This is a genomic window from Deltaproteobacteria bacterium, from assembly GCA_013151235.1.
GTDB lineage: Bacteria > CG2-30-53-67 > CG2-30-53-67 > CG2-30-53-67 > CG2-30-53-67 > JAADIO01.
The window spans coordinates 1-15,578 of sequence record JAADIO010000040.1; the positions used below are offsets into that span (position 1 = coordinate 1).

Annotated in this window: 10 protein-coding genes and 1 other RNA gene; 6 read left to right on the forward strand and 5 right to left on the reverse strand. The window is 55.1% G+C overall.

All coding sequences use genetic code 11. The features are described from left to right. Both ssrA and smpB read right to left on the reverse strand, forming a co-directional pair. Window positions 1–352: a transfer-messenger RNA gene (gene ssrA, locus GXP58_07890) on the reverse strand. A 219-nt stretch (window positions 353–571) separates the two neighbouring features. Beyond that, window positions 572–1,033 carry an SsrA-binding protein SmpB gene (smpB, locus tag GXP58_07895; GenBank protein NOY53526.1) on the reverse strand — a complete coding sequence of 154 codons (462 nt, stop codon included), beginning with the start codon at window positions 1,031–1,033 and terminating at the stop codon, window positions 572–574. A gap of 132 nt (window positions 1,034–1,165) precedes the next feature. On the opposite strand from smpB, the gene mqnE reads away from it, so the two are divergent. From mqnE to GXP58_07920, 5 genes are all read left to right on the forward strand, one after another. After that, window positions 1,166–2,248 carry an aminofutalosine synthase MqnE gene (mqnE, locus tag GXP58_07900; GenBank protein ID NOY53527.1) on the forward strand — a complete coding sequence of 361 codons (1,083 nt, stop codon included), beginning with the start codon at window positions 1,166–1,168 and terminating at the stop codon, window positions 2,246–2,248. A 15-nt stretch (window positions 2,249–2,263) separates the two neighbouring features. Continuing rightward, window positions 2,264–3,337, forward strand: a complete 1,074-nt coding sequence (gene mqnC / locus GXP58_07905; protein ID NOY53528.1) for a dehypoxanthine futalosine cyclase — start codon at window positions 2,264–2,266, stop codon at window positions 3,335–3,337. A gap of 13 nt (window positions 3,338–3,350) precedes the next feature. Further along, on the forward strand, window positions 3,351–4,229 hold the full coding sequence (locus GXP58_07910; protein NOY53529.1) for an MTAP family purine nucleoside phosphorylase: 879 nt from the start codon (window positions 3,351–3,353) through the stop codon (window positions 4,227–4,229). Window positions 4,230–4,883: 654 nt separating this feature from the next. Then, a complete protein-coding gene (locus GXP58_07915) occupies window positions 4,884–7,328 on the forward strand; it encodes an ATP-dependent Clp protease ATP-binding subunit (GenBank protein ID NOY53530.1) in 2,445 nt (814 codons plus the stop codon). Between the two features lie 153 nt (window positions 7,329–7,481). Then, a complete protein-coding gene (locus GXP58_07920) occupies window positions 7,482–9,044 on the forward strand; it encodes a M48 family metalloprotease (protein NOY53531.1) in 1,563 nt (520 codons plus the stop codon). Between the two features lie 156 nt (window positions 9,045–9,200). Here the strand turns inward: GXP58_07920 and GXP58_07925 are convergent, their stop codons facing one another. The 3 genes from GXP58_07925 to GXP58_07935 are packed head-to-tail and all read right to left on the reverse strand — an operon-like array spanning window position 9,201 to window position 11,319. Beyond that, window positions 9,201–10,142: a response regulator gene (locus GXP58_07925; protein ID NOY53532.1), complete on the reverse strand. Its 942-nt coding sequence runs from the start codon at window positions 10,140–10,142 to the stop codon at window positions 9,201–9,203. Between the two features lie 19 nt (window positions 10,143–10,161). Further along, entirely contained in the window at window positions 10,162–11,001 is an 840-nt protein-coding gene (locus tag GXP58_07930; protein NOY53533.1) for an HDOD domain-containing protein, read from the reverse strand. Beyond that, window positions 11,002–11,319: a hypothetical protein gene (locus GXP58_07935; protein ID NOY53534.1), complete on the reverse strand. Its 318-nt coding sequence runs from the start codon at window positions 11,317–11,319 to the stop codon at window positions 11,002–11,004. A 261-nt stretch (window positions 11,320–11,580) separates the two neighbouring features. Between GXP58_07935 and GXP58_07940 the strand changes: the two genes are divergently transcribed. Continuing rightward, the gene (locus tag GXP58_07940; GenBank protein ID NOY53535.1) at window positions 11,581–15,570 is read left to right on the forward strand and encodes a glycosyltransferase; all 3,990 of its coding nucleotides are present in this window, start codon (window positions 11,581–11,583) and stop codon (window positions 15,568–15,570) included. The last annotated feature ends 8 nt before the right edge of the window (window positions 15,571–15,578 follow it).

The following is a 15,578-nucleotide window of genomic DNA, read 5'->3' on the forward strand; positions in this document are numbered from 1 at the left end:
TGGTGGAGGCGCCGGGAATCGAACCCGGGTCCGAAAATGGTCCGCAACGACATCTACATGCTTAGCCTTCGATTAAGGATTCGCCCGGAGGCATGCCCGAAGGCGGGCTTGACCTCGTCGCTATCTCCTTGAGAGTTTCGCCGTCGGGATAGGAGAAACATCCTTCAGGCTATCCTGTGATTCTGACGCCCGGTCTCCCCCCCACAGGCAGGGAAGAGAGGACGGGTTGCTTATTTAAGCAGCCAGTGCCAGTTCGTTATTGGCAGTTGTGTTTTCCCGATTGTTTAACGAGCCACCGGAACCTCGGCATGCAGCCGGAGCTTTTGCATCCCCGTCGAGACCAATCGCCCCCCTGTTTAGAGAATAGAAAATCTGAAGCATACTGATATAACCATTCAGAAGTTTAGCACATTTCTCAGTCATTGCAAGTAAAACCTGATAAATGCTTTTTTTCCTGACCTCTCTACCCGCCTTCCACGCTACGATGTCCGAGAAATGATTGATTGGCTGATAGTTCACCGCATTTCCCCTCGTTCTCATTTTCTCTTTCCTATTTCCAAATTTCCAGTTCCTATTTCCTGATCTCTTTCTTCATCGCCCGTTCCATTTCCCGTTTGTCTTCCCGTTTCTTAATGTCCTGCCGTTTGTCGTACTGCCGTTTTCCCTTTGCCAGGGCGAGTTCAACCTTGGCCCGGCCCCGGACGAAATAGACGGAGACGGGGATGAGGGCAAGTCCCTTTTCATGGATCTTGCCGATAAGCCGCCGGATCTCTTTTTTATGCATGAGAAGTTTCCGGGTCCGCAGGGGCTCGTGGTTAGCGATATTGCCATGCGTGTAGGGGCTGATATGCATGCTATGGAGAAAGAGTTCCTCCCCCTCGACCTGGGCATAGCTATCTTTCAGGTTCGCTTTTCCCTCCCGGAGGGATTTGACTTCCGTCCCGGTCAGGACCATCCCCGCCTCAAATTTATCAAGGAAGAAATAGTCCCGGTGGGCCTTCCGGTTTGTGCAGATGATCTTCTTGCCGGACATGCGAGACTCCCTGGATCACAACAGATCGAGAGGGCAGATTACCACAGCCGAACCCCGCAGGCAACAGGACTTCCCCGGTTGTTGATTTCCGTAAGAAGGAATGCTATGTTGACCGGCAAAAGGAGAATGACTATGAATCCTCTCGACAGCATTCAGGAGAAGGTAAAACGGGACGAGCGGATCTCCACGGAGGAGGCCCGAATCCTGCTGGAATCGAAGGACCTGCTCGGTCTCGGCCGGATCGCATCGATCCGGCGGAAGGCAAAGAACGGAAAACGGGCCTACTTCATCGTCAACCGCCACATCAATCATACCAATATCTGCGTCAACCGATGCCGGTTCTGCGCCTTCAGCCGGAATGCCGATGCCCCCGACGCCTATACCATGGATCTGTCCGAAGTCCTGGCCCGGGCCGAGGCGGGTGCCGCCGAAGGGGCCTCCGAGTTTCATATCGTGGGGGGACTCCATCCCGACCTCCCTTTTGATTACTACCTGAAACTTCTTTCAGGCCTTCGGGACCGTTTTCCGAAGATTCACATCCAGGCCTTTACCGCGGTGGAGATCGACTATTTCACAAAACTGACCGGCCGGCCTCTCCCGGAAATCCTCCGCAATCTGAAGGAGGCCGGTCTCGGTTCCCTCCCCGGCGGCGGTGCGGAGATCTTTGATCCAGCGGTCCGAAACGCCATCTGCCCGGAGAAAATCTCCGGTGACCGGTGGCTTGAGGTGATGGAGGCCGCCCACAATACAGGCCTCAAATCGAATGCCACCATGCTCTACGGTCACCTGGAGGATACCGCCTCGCGGATCGACCATATGGCACGGCTCCGCAATCTCCAGGATCGAACGGGCGGGTTCCAGGCCTTCATCCCCCTCGCCTTTCATCCGGGAAACACGGCGATCCCCGACCGGGAAATAACAACCGGCATGGAAGACCTCAAGCTTCTCGCCGTCTCCAGAATTTTCCTCGACAATTTCGACCATATCAAGGCCTTCTGGATCATGCTGGGCGAAAAGATCGCCCAGGTCTCCCTCCACTTCGGTGTCGATGATCTCGACGGAACGGTCGAGGAAGAAAAGATCACCCATGCCGCAGGGGCACAGACCTCGGAGGCACTCTCAAAAGAGATGCTGGTCCGGATGATCCGTGAGGCGGGCTTTGAACCGGTCGAGCGGGATACGCTCTATAGAGTGAGCGAAACGAACGGGCGGTGAAGAAATGTTACGGTTATGACCATTAGGGATTCGTACATCAAAGAAAAAATTGAGCAGAGAGACCGTCTGGGCTTCGCAGAAGGACTTTACCTCCTGAATGAAGTCGACCTGCTGACCCTCGGGGAATGGGCGACGGAAATTCGGGATAGGAAACATCCCGACAGCATCGTTACCTTCGTCATCGACCGGAACATCAACTACACCAACATCTGCATCAATCGCTGCCGCTTCTGCGCCTTCTACCGTGCCCCCGACGATCCGGAGGCCTATCTTTTAACCCGGGAACAAATCTTTGCGAAGATTGAAGAGACTCTGCAGCAGGGCGGGACACAAATCCTGATGCAGGGGGGGCTTCATCCGGATCTTTCTCTCGACTGGTTTGAGAAACTTTTTTCCGCCATCAAGGAGGTCTACCCGATCACCCTCCATGCCCTCTCCCCCCCCGAGGTGGTTCACTTGTCCGAGGTGACGGGCTTCTCCATCGCCGAAGTCATCCGACGGCTTCATGCCGCCGGTCTTGATTCCATCCCCGGCGGGGGCGCCGAAATCCTGGAAGACCGGGTCCGGACGGCCCTCAGCCCAAAGAAGATCGGTACGGAGAAATGGCTGGCGGTCATGCGGGAGGCCCATCGCCAGGGACTCCGGACAACCGCGACCATGATGTTCGGGAGCGTGGAAAAACGGGAAGAGCTGATCCGGCACCTGCTTCGGCTTCGCACGCTGCAGGATGAAACGGGCGGATTTACCGCCTTCATTCCCTGGAGCTACCAGCCGGGAAACACGGAACTGGCCGGAGAGACGGCGACGGGGGTCGAATACCTGCGGATCCTGGCGGTCTCCCGTATTCTCCTCGACAACTTCGACAATCTTCAGGCCTCCTGGGTGACCCAGGGGGCGAAGATGGGGCAGGTGGCCCTCTTCTTCGGGGCCAACGACATGGGGAGCACCATGCTCGAGGAGAATGTCGTCGCCGCAGCGGGGGTCTCTCACACCATGACGCCCGACGAGATTGTCCGACTGATCGGGGAGGCCGGTTTTCAGCCGGCCCAGAGGAACAACGTCTACGAGATACTGAAGAGATTTGAATAAAGGAAACAAACGGATGACATCCTTGCCTCCCATCCGGACCCTGATCCTCGGCGGAAGCGGGGCCTACACCTTCCCGGTGGATCGTTTCGGTTCAGGGAAGGAAACGGTCCGGGTTCAGACCCCCTTCGGCCCTGCCGCCCCCATCCGGATCGTCGAGATCGGCGGAGAACCCGTCGGATTTCTCTCCCGTCACGGGGAGACCGGATACAACGTTACCGCCCCTTTCGTGAACTACCGGGCCAACATCTACGCAGCGAAAGAGTTGGGCGTGGAGCGGATCCTTTCCTGGTCGGGACCGGGCGCCATCGCAGACGCCCTCCGGCCGGGGGACCTGGTCCTTCCCGACGACATGATCGACCTGACCCGGAACCGACCGTCCACTTTCTACACCGGAAAGGGAATCGGCTTTATCCGGATGAATCCGGTCTTCTGCCCCGGGATCCATGAGGCCTTCCGGAAAGGACTGGCGGCGCTGCACCTTGCCGTCCACGAAGGGGGGACCTACGTCTGCACGGAAGGCCCCAGGCTCGAAACACCGGCCGAGATCCGTTGGATGAAAGGGGCCGGCGGAGACCTTGTCGGAATGACCCTGGCGCCCGAGGCCTTCCTCGCCCGGGAACTGGAAATCTGTTACGCTCCCTTATGCTATGTCACAAACTACGCAGAAGGGGTCCGGCCCTTACGCTACGAAAAGGGGGTCCTTTTCGAAGGGACCCTCCCTGAGGAAGAACGACAAAAGATGGAGAGCACCTTCAACCGCTTTCCCGAGATCATGATTCAGACCCTTTCCCACCTTGCGCAACTCGACCGCGACTGCCCCTGCAAGGATGCCATGCTCCGTTACCGTCTCCGGGGAGACATTGGGAAGAACTGGCACGACTGGATCGGCTGAATGATGATCCTCCATAGCCGGGTCTTATGATGAATTTCATAAATTCGCTCTTCCGGATATATTAAATCCGATCCGAAGACACAAACTTGGAGTGATTCCGGAAGGTTAACCACGATGTCCACAACAAATGTGAATAGCCTGTGGAAATCTGTGTGAAATCAGAACGTCAAAACAGACAGGATCAAGCCCCGCAACAAATTGCCCAATAATTAGCCACACGTAAACCTTTTATTTACAATGAGTTACCACAAATCCTCCCCTGGATACAGAATATGAGAAGTTTGCCCCAGCTGTCACGTAAACAATTCACAGCCGAAATAAGAAGATTCATTTAGTCCGGTAAAACAGGGGCCGGGTCGGCATTTCATCTTGAGGTCTCAACCCTGCTCTTAATCGCCTTCCGCTTGCTCCACGACCTTCGATATCCTCTACCACCCTTTTCAATAACGAGTACAACTCCCTTCGGGAAAAAGGAGCTGAACGAAACATTTAAAAATCAAACCGGACAGAAGAAGGGCAGGATCATACACCAGGGACCCAGGTCCCGAAAAAGAGCCGTAAACCCTTGTCATGCACGGTTTCAGGGGGAAACAACTTGACACCCAAGACCTTTATCTATAATATAAAAACATACACAATAAAAGGAGCTTACGCATGTTTGAACGATTTACAGACAAGGCCCGAAGGACCATTATTCTTGCCCGGGAAGAAGCGGAAAAGCACCAGCACGAATACCTCGGAACGGAACATATCCTCCTCGGCATCCTTCGCGATGATGAGGGACTTCACAGCAAAATCCTGAAGAATTTAGGGATCAATTTCGATCATCTCCGACTGGAAGTGGAACGAAATCTCCCGAAAGGGACCGACACACTCACGTTCGGAGAGATTCCCTTCACCCCGAAGGCCCGGAAGGTCCTCGAACTGGCCGTGGAGGAGGCCCGCCTTTTAAATCACAACTACGTGGGGACGGAGCATATTCTCCTGGGTCTCGTTCGGGAAGAAGAAGGGATTGCCGGAAATATCCTCCGGGGCATGGGCGCAAGCCTCCTGGGCGCCCGGCAGCAGACCATCAACCTTCTCCATCAGTCTTCGGTTCGATCCAAAACCCCAAAACCGAAAAGCAGCACTCCGGCCCTGGACGAATTCGGGCGGGACTTTACCGATCTGGCCCGCCGGAACGAACTCGATCCGGTCGTCGGCCGGAACGATGAGATTGAGCGGGTCCTCCAGATCTTAAGCCGCCGGACGAAGAACAACCCCGTCCTCATCGGTGAACCGGGTGTCGGCAAAACGGCCATCGTGGAGGGGCTGGCTCAACGGATCGTCAACGGCGACGTCCCGTTGGGACTGACGAACAGGAAGGTAATCGCCCTTGATTTGGGTTCCCTCGTGGCCGGCACCAAGTACCGCGGCCAGTTCGAGGAACGCCTCAAAATCGTCCTCAAGGAGATCGTCTCCTCCAACAATCAGATCATCATCTTCATCGATGAACTCCATACCCTCGTAGGCGCCGGCGCCGCCGAGGGATCGCTGGACGCCTCGAACATGCTGAAACCGGCCCTCGCCCGGGGAGAGATCCAGTGCATCGGCGCCACGACCTTCGACGAGTACCGCAAGTATATCGAGAAAGACGGGGCGCTGGAACGCCGATTCCAGACGATCAACGTGAATGCCCCTTCCGTGGAGGAAACGATCCGGATCATTCAGGGACTTCGAAGCCGTTACGAGGAACATCATAACAGCGTCATTACCGACGATGCGATCGAGGCGGCGGCACGCTATTCCGACCGGTACATCACGAACAAGTTCCTGCCCGACAAGGCCATCGACGTGATCGATGAGGCCGGGTCCCGGTCAAAACTGCAGAAGTTTACTCTCCCCAAGGAGCTGAAGGAGATGCAGAGCCGGATCAAGGAGATCACGGAACAGAAAAACCTCTACATCCATCTTCAGGAATTCGAAAAGGCCGCCCGTTTCCGGGATCAGGAAGACAAGATCAAGGAAGAGTTCAACGCCGCGAAAAAGGCCTGGCGGGAGGAACGGGAATCGAGCAAGTCCCAGGTCGATGCGGAAGATATCGCCTATGTCATCTCCAAGATGACGGGCGTCCCGATCTACAAACTCGCAGAACAGGAAAGCGAAAAGCTTCTCCGGATGGAAGAGGAACTGCACAAGCGGATCGTCGGACAGGATGAAGCCATTGCGGCAATCTCCCGGGCCATTCGCCGTTCCCGGGCCGGCATGAAGAGCCGCAAGAAACCGATCGGGTCCTTTATCTTTCTCGGCCCCACCGGCGTGGGCAAGACCGAACTTGCCCGGGCCCTGGCGGAATTTCTCTTCGACAGTGAGGATGCCCTGATCCGGGTCGATATGTCGGAATACATGGAACGCTTCAGTGTCTCCGGCCTCACCGGCGCACCTCCGGGTTACGTCGGTTACGAAGAGGGAGGGCAGCTCACGGAAAAGGTGAAGCGGCGTCCCTACTCAGTTGTCCTGTTGGACGAGATTGAAAAGGCCCATCCCGACCTTTTCAACATTTTATTGCAGGTCCTCGATGACGGGCGGCTCACCGACAACTACGGCCGGGCCATCGATTTCAACAATACCGTATTGATCATGACCTCCAACCTGGGGACCCGCCAGATCGGCAAGGGGGCTTCCCTCGGATTTCAGCAGGAGGGAGATGCTACCGCCATGGAAAAGATGCGGGAAGAGGTCATGAGCGCAGTCAAGAAGACCTTCAACCCGGAGTTCAGGAACCGAGTTGACGAGATTGTAATATTTCACCCTCTCGACAAGGAGCATATCTCCTCGATCATTGATATCCTGATCCGGCAGCTCAACGAAGAGATCATCGACAAGGGATTCAAGATCATCGTCTCCGATGAAGCCAAAGAATATCTGATCGAAAAAGGATACGAACCTTCCTACGGCGCCCGGCCCCTGAAACGGGCCATTCAGAAATATATCTCCGATCCGATCGCCGACGAGATCCTGAAGGGTCATTTCAAAACGGCCTACGCCATCCGGGTCACCATGAAAGGCGTCGACCTTTGCTTCGAGGGGGTGACCGAGCAACAGCTCACCGAGGTGTAAAAACCTTCCATCATAAAATGATGTCATCCGGAGAGAGGTGTTTCACCTCTCTCTTTTTTTGCAGGAATCATTTGAAATCTCCCCGCAAAAGCGGTATCTTCCAGAGAAAATTTCCAAAAACCGTCACTACCCCGAAAAGCCCAAAGTCATTTTATGAAAACTTCCGCCTTTGACACTGCGCGTATTGTCTTTCTCATTTTTCTCATCCTGGTTACCCCGGACTGTGCCAGGAACCCCGTCAGCCATCATTACGAGATCACCCTGATGAGCAGTGCGGAGGAAGTCACGATCGGCAAGGAACAAAACAAGGCAATCCTGAAGCTCTACAAGAAATATAACGACAAGAAACTTCAGAAGTATATCGATACGATCGGGCAAAAGCTCGTCGCCGTGGCCCATCACCGCCCCTTCAAATATCATTTCACACTCATCGACTCGGGAGAGATCAATGCCTTCGCCATGCCGGGAGGATACGTCTACATCAATCGCGGGATCCTCACGCAGAGCAACTCCGAGGCGGAGGTCGCCTCCGTCATCGGTCATGAAATCGGTCATATCACTGCCCGGCACCATGCCCGCCAACAGGTACGGGCCATGGGACTCTCCATCGGTTCCATGATCGCCACCGTCTTCCTGGGCCAGGCCGGCATCTACCTTCAACGCTACATCGATCTCCTCTTCAGCGGGATTTACCAGAGTTTCGGCCGGCAGGCCGAGCTCCAGGCAGACGAATTAGGCCAGGAATATGCTGCGGCCGCTGGATGGGACCCGAGGGCGGAGACAACGTTTCTCAAGACCCTGGACCGTCTTGAGCACGGACGGGACCGCTCCGTCTTCCACGGGTTCTTCGCCTCCCATCCCGAGACCTACGAACGGATCGAAAAAGCCGAGACCCGGGCCGGCCGGATTCTTGCGTCAGCCCGGAAGCCGCTGAAAACCGGGAGGAAGGATCTCCTGCGCAGGCTCGACGGCATCTCTTACGGGAACCGTCCGGAGCTGGGTGAGTTTGAAGACAGCCTTTACCGTAACGCCAAGTTCGGCATTTCCGTCCGGTTCCCAAAAGACTGGGAAAATTTTTCTTCCGAAGGAATCGTTGTCTCCCGCCGTCCTGATACCAGCGAATTTGTCCAGTTAATTACGGCCCAGCCAAAGAAGAAGCATTACCTGGATCAGCTCACCTCGAAAGAGGACTACTTCATCAAGCTCCGGGAAATGGCGGGGCAGTTTGAAGACAAAAGCGGTTGGCGGCGAAATTCGGAAAGCAGGACCGTCATCAACAAGATCCCCACCTTTGTTACGACCTACCAGCTCCAGAGCGGCCTCGGCCGATTCTATTCCGTACAGGGCCACTTCATCATCGTCGAAAAAAATCTCTTCATTCTCCTGGCTTTCGTACCGGTCGGGCAGGAAAGCCTGGCCGACTACTACTTCCAGAAAGTTTTTCAGTCGGTCCGCCGCCTCAATGAAGCCGAACGGGAGGCGCTGAAACCAAGGATCATCCGGATCCACGAGGTACGGAAAAAGGAAACCTTCGAATCAATCGCACGGGAATATTACGGCTCCGACGATAAGGCCCGGCAGATCGCCGAGTTCAACGGCTATGCCTCCGCCCTTTATCCTGCGCCGGGGGATCTTTTGAAGATCATTGTTCGGAGCAAGGAGGTCCCAAAGAGAGGATCCCCCCGGAATGACGAAAAGGATAAAAAAGAGGAATAATCGCCTGGAAAGAGGGAAAGGGGTCATCAAAGGGGTCAAGTCTGCTCTTGGCTCTTCTCTTGGATGGACGAGGGATTGGATGATGCTTTTTGTTGGCAGAAGAGCCAAGAGCAGACTTGACCCCTTTGACCCTTTTCCACTGTTCGGCCGGCAGGTTTATTCCGTGCGGCGATCCTTGAAGTAGTTGCTCCCCTTCTTTCCTTTGACGAACTTTTTAACCTCGGCGGCAATGGCGCTGATCTCGCCGAAATGGGCAAAGACGCGTCGCTCGTTGGTCACCACGGCGATGGAGAGGGACATGATCGGAAAGGTGGCGGGGTTCCCCTGCCGGTCGACGGTCTCGATCTTCCGTTTCATCCGGTCCTCTTCGTCATAGAACGTGGTGACGATGAGATCGAAGTTCTTCAGGATCTCTTCGCAGACGCAGTCAACGGAGTCAGGCGGAACGAGAAAGACAAAGTCATCCCCGCCCACATGACCGACAAAGCTCCCTTCGGGCGTATGCTCGCGAACCCCGTTGGTAATCACCCTGGCCGTCATCCGGATCACCTCATCTCCCCGTGAAAACCCGTATTTGTCATTGAAGGCCTTGAAATAATCGAGATCGGCGTATCCGACGGCGAAGGGGAGATTCCCATCGAGGTAGCGCTGGACTTCTTTCAGAATCGACTGGTTGCCCGGCAGCCGGGTCAAGGGGTTTGCATCGAGGGACCGGGAGATCCGGGAGAAGGCAAGGGAGACCCGCATGAGAACCTCTTCCGACTTGAAGGGCTTGACCAGAACGTCGTCGGCCTGCACCTCGCTCCAGTCGATCCCGGCGGGATCGGCACCTTCCGAAAGCATCAGAAGAAGGGGAAGATGACCGAAGATATTTTCCTTCTTGAGTTCCCGGCAGACTCCATCGCCGCCGAGACCGGGAAGATCCCGGGCGATCAGGATCAGGTCGGGCGGTTCCGAATAGATGAGATCGAGGGCTTCATTCCCGTCCCCCGAGGAATAAGTCCGATATCCCGCCCCGTTCAGCAGATGCTGCAGCGTTGCAATGATCCCCGGTTCCTGATCGACAATGAGGACGCGTCTTGCCGGGCTCTTCTCCATGAAGGCACCTTCCTCAAGATCAGACTTCGAGGGAAAATTCGGAAAGGGAGTCCATATCCTCTTCCAGTTCCTGCAGCACGGTCTCAACGAATCTCAGATCGACGCCGAGAATGGAAAAGGTCCGGGAATCGAGCGGAGGCACAAAGGGGCTTCCGCTCTCGCCGAAGCCGACGGCCTGGATCAGGAGATCGGCTAAATGGACCATGGCGGCACGGCGGCGGTAATTCCGTGCCCGCGAAGGTTCGTGATGACAGGTCATCGGCTCGGCGATGTTCTCCGGCAGATTCCACTTGGCGGCTACCCAACGGGCGATCCCGGCATGATCGATCCCGACCATCCGTTCCTCCACCTCGCGCATGTAGAGTCCTTCCTCCCGTGCGGTCCGCAGGATGGCCTCAAAATCCTCCGGGAGGGTAACCTTGATCATCACCTTGCCGATATCATGCAGCAGACCTGCAATAAAGACCTCCTCACTGTCGGTTTCATCCAGTTTTCGGCCGATGATCCCGGCGACGGTGGCACACCCGAGGGAATGTTCCCAAAGCCCCACCATGGCCCGGCTCATCATGTCGAAGACCGAAGCAGAGATGAGCATCCCCTTAATGACGTTGAATCCTAAAAGCACCAGAGCATGGCTAACCGAAGAGATCCGGCCGGGAAATCCGTAGAAGGGGGAGTTCACCAGTTTCAGGACCTTGGCGGAGAGAACCTGATCGTGCGAGATAATCCTGCCTAATTTTTCCGTGGAGACATGGGGATCGTGGATCATGGAGGTGATCTTCGAGACGACCCCCGGCAGGGTCGGAATATTTTTCACCTCTTCGATCTTCGATCGAAGGGCCTGCGTTTCGCCACCCATCTATTCCCCTTCTTCTCCGTAGCGGATTCTCAGGTTCCGGGCCACCATTTCCTTGATTTGAGACATTGTCCGGTCGGAAACCGTCCGGGCAAACCGATGATCCATTTCACTGAGCAGCTCCCCGAAAGGCTTCTCCCCCTCTACCGCCACCGGCCGCCCTTCCACGGAGAGGAAGGCGATTCCGGCATTTTCGAAACGGAGCAGGATCGAGTCCGTCAGTTCCGTCCCCTCCTTGCACAGGGTCATCCCCCGCTCGTTTTCCACCCTCTTTGCCAGAACCATCCCCGGCGCCGCCTGTTCCCGTCTGATTCTCTGCATATCCTTTCCATCGGCATCTTGCCGAAAAAACTTGAGCCGGAACCGGGGCCGTCATCCGACTGTCGGGGGCGGCAATCATTGACGAACCCGGCAAGATTTACCGTCCCACATACAACACAAACCATAAACTTTTCAATGGGTTAAGAAATACCATGGTTGGCATTTAACTTGCAGATGATTACTATGATCATTTCTATCGAAATACCGGTCCTTGCGGAACATCCTGCCGCCGGGATGAATCTATCCAACAAGGAAGGTCCCATGACAGAAAATTCGAACACCTGCCAATACGTATCTCCCGCCTCAACGATATCACTTCACCAAAAAAAGAGGGAAGAACGCATACGACAGGGAGAAGCCCTGTTCCAAGAGGGAAAGATCGGTGAGGCAAAGGCACTTTTCGAAACGCTCCAGGTCGAATACCCGGACGATTCGGAGATCCTCAACAATCTTGGGGTCCTCGCCTGCGAAGAAGGAAAATTAGAAGAGGGGATCGGGTATTTCGAAAAATGCATGGCCATCGCCCCCTCGAATCCCGATACGATCGAAAATATACGTTCTCTAAAAGAGGCTATCGCCTCTATGGAGCAACCTGAAATTGACGGGAAAAATACAACAGCGGCCGAGACAACGACGAAAGAGCCGATCCTGATCGTCATGGAAGAGGGGATCGGAAACATGATCATGCTGACACCGGCGATTCGGGCCATAAAAAAAGTCCGGCCCGATCTTCCGATCCATATCCTCGGCCGGTACCCTGCCCTTGAAGTCATAGAAGGATGGGACCTGGTTGACCGGATCCTGACGGAACCGGATGAAATTATTTATGAGACCGTATTCTACACAATCTGGTCACAAAAAAACCGGGAGCACCATGGAAAATATCTTCATGCACATTGCAGGCAGGAAGGAACAATTGCCTACAATGATCCTACTCTCCATGAATCGGAATACCATATGGAGATCGCCCGTCATTTCGGCTACACCGGCCCCTTACCGGAACCTTTCTGTCCTGTTTCCGAGGTCGCATACCCCTTTCCTGAAGAAAAACCGGTGATCGGCCTGGCCGACACCTATCTTTCGAACGGTGCCTGGAACCGAAAAAGCTGGCCCCACTACCGACCCCTTGCCGCCGAACTGATCCGTCAGGGGTTCTCCGTTGCCCTTTTCGGCGGGAAGGACGAAGCGGACCGTTTTCGCCCCGAGGAATGGCCCGAAGGGATCATCGACCTTCAGGGGAAGTACACCGTGGCAGAATCCGCCCAACTCATGAAAGCATGCAGCATAATTGTTGTCAACGACAGCGGCCCCGCCCATATGGCCGCCGCCGTCGGCGCCCGAACCGTTACCCTTTTCGGCGCCACACGGATCGACAAAAACAGACCGCTGGGGCCACATGTGAAAGTCATGACGGGAAACCTTACTTGTAGTCCCTGTCAGTATACCCCCGCATGGCAGAAATGCCACGACTGGAAGTGCATGGAGTCCATTACTACCGAACAGATACTACATGTGATCAAAGAGACCGCCGCCCGGCCCGGACAGAAAAAAACGGCCGACATCCTCATCGTGGGCGTTACCGACCGCCCGGAATCGACGAATACCGCCATGCAAAAAGGATTTGAGACGCTCGGCTACAGCGTGGACACCTACAACTACCGGACGCGGGCCGCCGAACTCGGCTCCTTTGAAAGGATGAATCAGGACTTTCTCACCTTTTTGGAAGGCAAATCCTATGGCTTGATCCTTTTTTCCAAAATCAACGGCATGGCCCCCTCCTGCCTTACCGCCGCTCGGCGGCACGGCAGGACATGGTACTGGTTTATGGACGGGATTGATGCCGCCCGGGCCCTTGGTGCCGACCGCTACGCCGCCTGTACCGACTTCGCCAGCGCCACCTGCCGAGAAGTCACCCACTATTTTACTCCTGCCAATCCACGCTCCTTCCAAATCGTCGAGGGATTCGACCCGGAACTGCTGTCTCCGATGAAAGAAGAAAAGAAGTATGACGTCATTTTTATCGGCAACGCCACGGAAAAACGAATCCGCTCCATCGAAGCGATCCAAAAGATTGTCCCCGTCACTCTTTTCGGAAAGGGATGGCCCGGAAACTTGTCCGCGAACCCCCCAGTCTTCGGAAAAGATTTCCGCAAGATCATCAGCCAATCGAAAATCATTCTCAACCTGGTTCACTCCGACATTTTCTCCGACCGGGTGATTCATACACTCGCCTGCGGGGGATTTCTCCTCTCCGAATATTGCCCCGACCTGGAACAGCACTTCCGAAAAGGGAAAGACCTCGAATGGTATCGCGACATGGAGGAATTCCAGACCCTGATCTCCCATTACCTCCCCGATACGGCAGCGAGAAAAACCGTTGCCCAGGAAGGGTATGAGACGGTACGTGACGGTTATCCCTGGGAGCGGGTCTGCACACGGGTGGCCAATCTCGGCGGATTGCATCGGCAATCTTCCGGACAAGCACTACAGCCCCCCTCCCCTGCACCATCCGGTCGAACCAGCCACAAGGAAAAAGTCCTCCTCGTCTCCTGGCATGGCCTGGGCGACAACGTGATGCTGACACCGGCCCTACGGAAATTCAAGGAGAGGAACCCGGAGACGGAGATCACCCTTCTGGGTCTCAAGCGGTTCGGCAAGACTCTCCGGGAACTCTTAAGCGGACTCCCCTTTATCGACGAAATCCTCCCGATCCTCCCCGATGCATGGAACGACTTTACGGACTACGGCGGCGGAGTTCAGGCCGTCTGCGCCGAGGCCGAATCCTACGCAAAGGAGAACGGATTCGACCGGATGATCCTGCTTCCCACGGAGCGAAAACCGGGATATCGCCTCCATAAGATCTTCCGTTTTGCCGAAGAGCTGGGAGTCGATTTCGAAAAATTAGAGGAATTGCAGACAATCCTTACCGTCGCAAAAGAAGCCCGAGAAAAAGCCGACTCTTTTCTGAGAGGTCTGCCGAAACCGGTGGTGGTTCTTCACACCAAGGCGGGCAACAGCCCCAAGACCCTGAATCCGGATCAGGTCGAAGAGGTGCTCCGCCGCTTCCCCGACGGCACAATCCTCGAATTTGGAAGAAAGAGTAACGAACGGTCCGTCATGATCCCGGAAAATGATATGGAATTCTCCAAAGCCCTGATCCAACGAGCAGACCGGATCGTTGCCATTGACTCCGTTGTCATGCACATTGCAGGAGCTCTGTGCCGCCCCCTGACGGCAATCTTTACAACAACTCCCGTTCAGCAGGCTGTACCGATTACCATGCCTGTTGAAATCGTGGGAGAAGTGAACGAACGAACCCGCATCGACCAATGGTCCCACCTTTTGGATGAAATTCTGCGAACCTATCCGTCAGGAGAAGGCAAATCTCCGGAGCAAAGGAATACAAATTCACCTCTCCGATTCTCACGGATCGTGATCACCGGCGCCGGCCACAGCGGCACCAACTGGATCACCGAAATTGTTCGTTCCTCCGGACGATACCAGTTTACCGAATACATGGAAGACCGGGAACTCTTTCGCCACAAGGAACTCCCCACGGGTTACGGGACACAACTTGCCACGGAGAATCCAGGCTTTCACTGGAAAAATCTGAAGACACTTCTCGACCGTTACAAGGATTTGGCCGTAATTCTGATCACACGCCACCCCATCGACACCTGCCTTTCGAAAATTGTCCGGGGACAACTCAAGGGCGGGGATGGCCCGGTTGAAAATATATGGGATTACTCCTGGGATAGTACCCTGAAAGGATCCGTCAAATCGATTGAAGGGATGTATGACATTCTCGTTCGTCTGCAACAGGAATACCCCGACCGGGTGCATCGATTGACCCTGGAAGATCTCATTACCCAGAGAGAGACGGAAATAGACCGCATCTGCTCCTTCCTTCAGATCCTCAGGACAGAGGCCATGACAGAGGCCTATCGGAACATCCGGAACGTACATCAACAAAAACGTTGCGGAAAAGCCGTTGATGGCGGCCAAATAAATCTTTATCGTAATTTGCAGGAAGCCTTTGGCGGTTTCTTCCATGACAAGAAAGAACTGGTTGCCTTTCTCTGTAGAGAGTTACAACCCATTTCCGAGGCCCTTGGATACGAAGTAATAGATCCCTGCAAGACCGGCATCCGTCGAGACACCCGAACCTCGACATCCATTGTGCAGCCTCCGTCAGAGGTCCACAGGAGCTTGCCGTTCGAGGGCTCTACACCTTCGGCATTGCCTGTTTGAGAAAACAA

What these genes read in the sequence shown, in the direction of transcription:
- smpB (NOY53526.1), bottom strand. Translation starts at nt 1,033, where the DNA reads ATGTCCGGCAAGAAGATCATCTGCACAAACCGGAAGGCCCACCGGGAC.
- mqnE (NOY53527.1), top strand. Translation starts at nt 1,166, where the DNA reads ATGAATCCTCTCGACAGCATTCAGGAGAAGGTAAAACGGGACGAGCGG.
- mqnC (NOY53528.1), top strand. Translation starts at nt 2,264, where the DNA reads ATGACCATTAGGGATTCGTACATCAAAGAAAAAATTGAGCAGAGAGAC.
- GXP58_07910 (NOY53529.1), top strand. Translation starts at nt 3,351, where the DNA reads ATGACATCCTTGCCTCCCATCCGGACCCTGATCCTCGGCGGAAGCGGG.
- GXP58_07915 (NOY53530.1), top strand. Translation starts at nt 4,884, where the DNA reads ATGTTTGAACGATTTACAGACAAGGCCCGAAGGACCATTATTCTTGCC.
- GXP58_07920 (NOY53531.1), top strand. Translation starts at nt 7,482, where the DNA reads ATGAAAACTTCCGCCTTTGACACTGCGCGTATTGTCTTTCTCATTTTT.
- GXP58_07925 (NOY53532.1), bottom strand. Translation starts at nt 10,142, where the DNA reads ATGGAGAAGAGCCCGGCAAGACGCGTCCTCATTGTCGATCAGGAACCG.
- GXP58_07930 (NOY53533.1), bottom strand. Translation starts at nt 11,001, where the DNA reads ATGGGTGGCGAAACGCAGGCCCTTCGATCGAAGATCGAAGAGGTGAAA.
- GXP58_07935 (NOY53534.1), bottom strand. Translation starts at nt 11,319, where the DNA reads ATGCAGAGAATCAGACGGGAACAGGCGGCGCCGGGGATGGTTCTGGCA.
- GXP58_07940 (NOY53535.1), top strand. Translation starts at nt 11,581, where the DNA reads ATGACAGAAAATTCGAACACCTGCCAATACGTATCTCCCGCCTCAACG.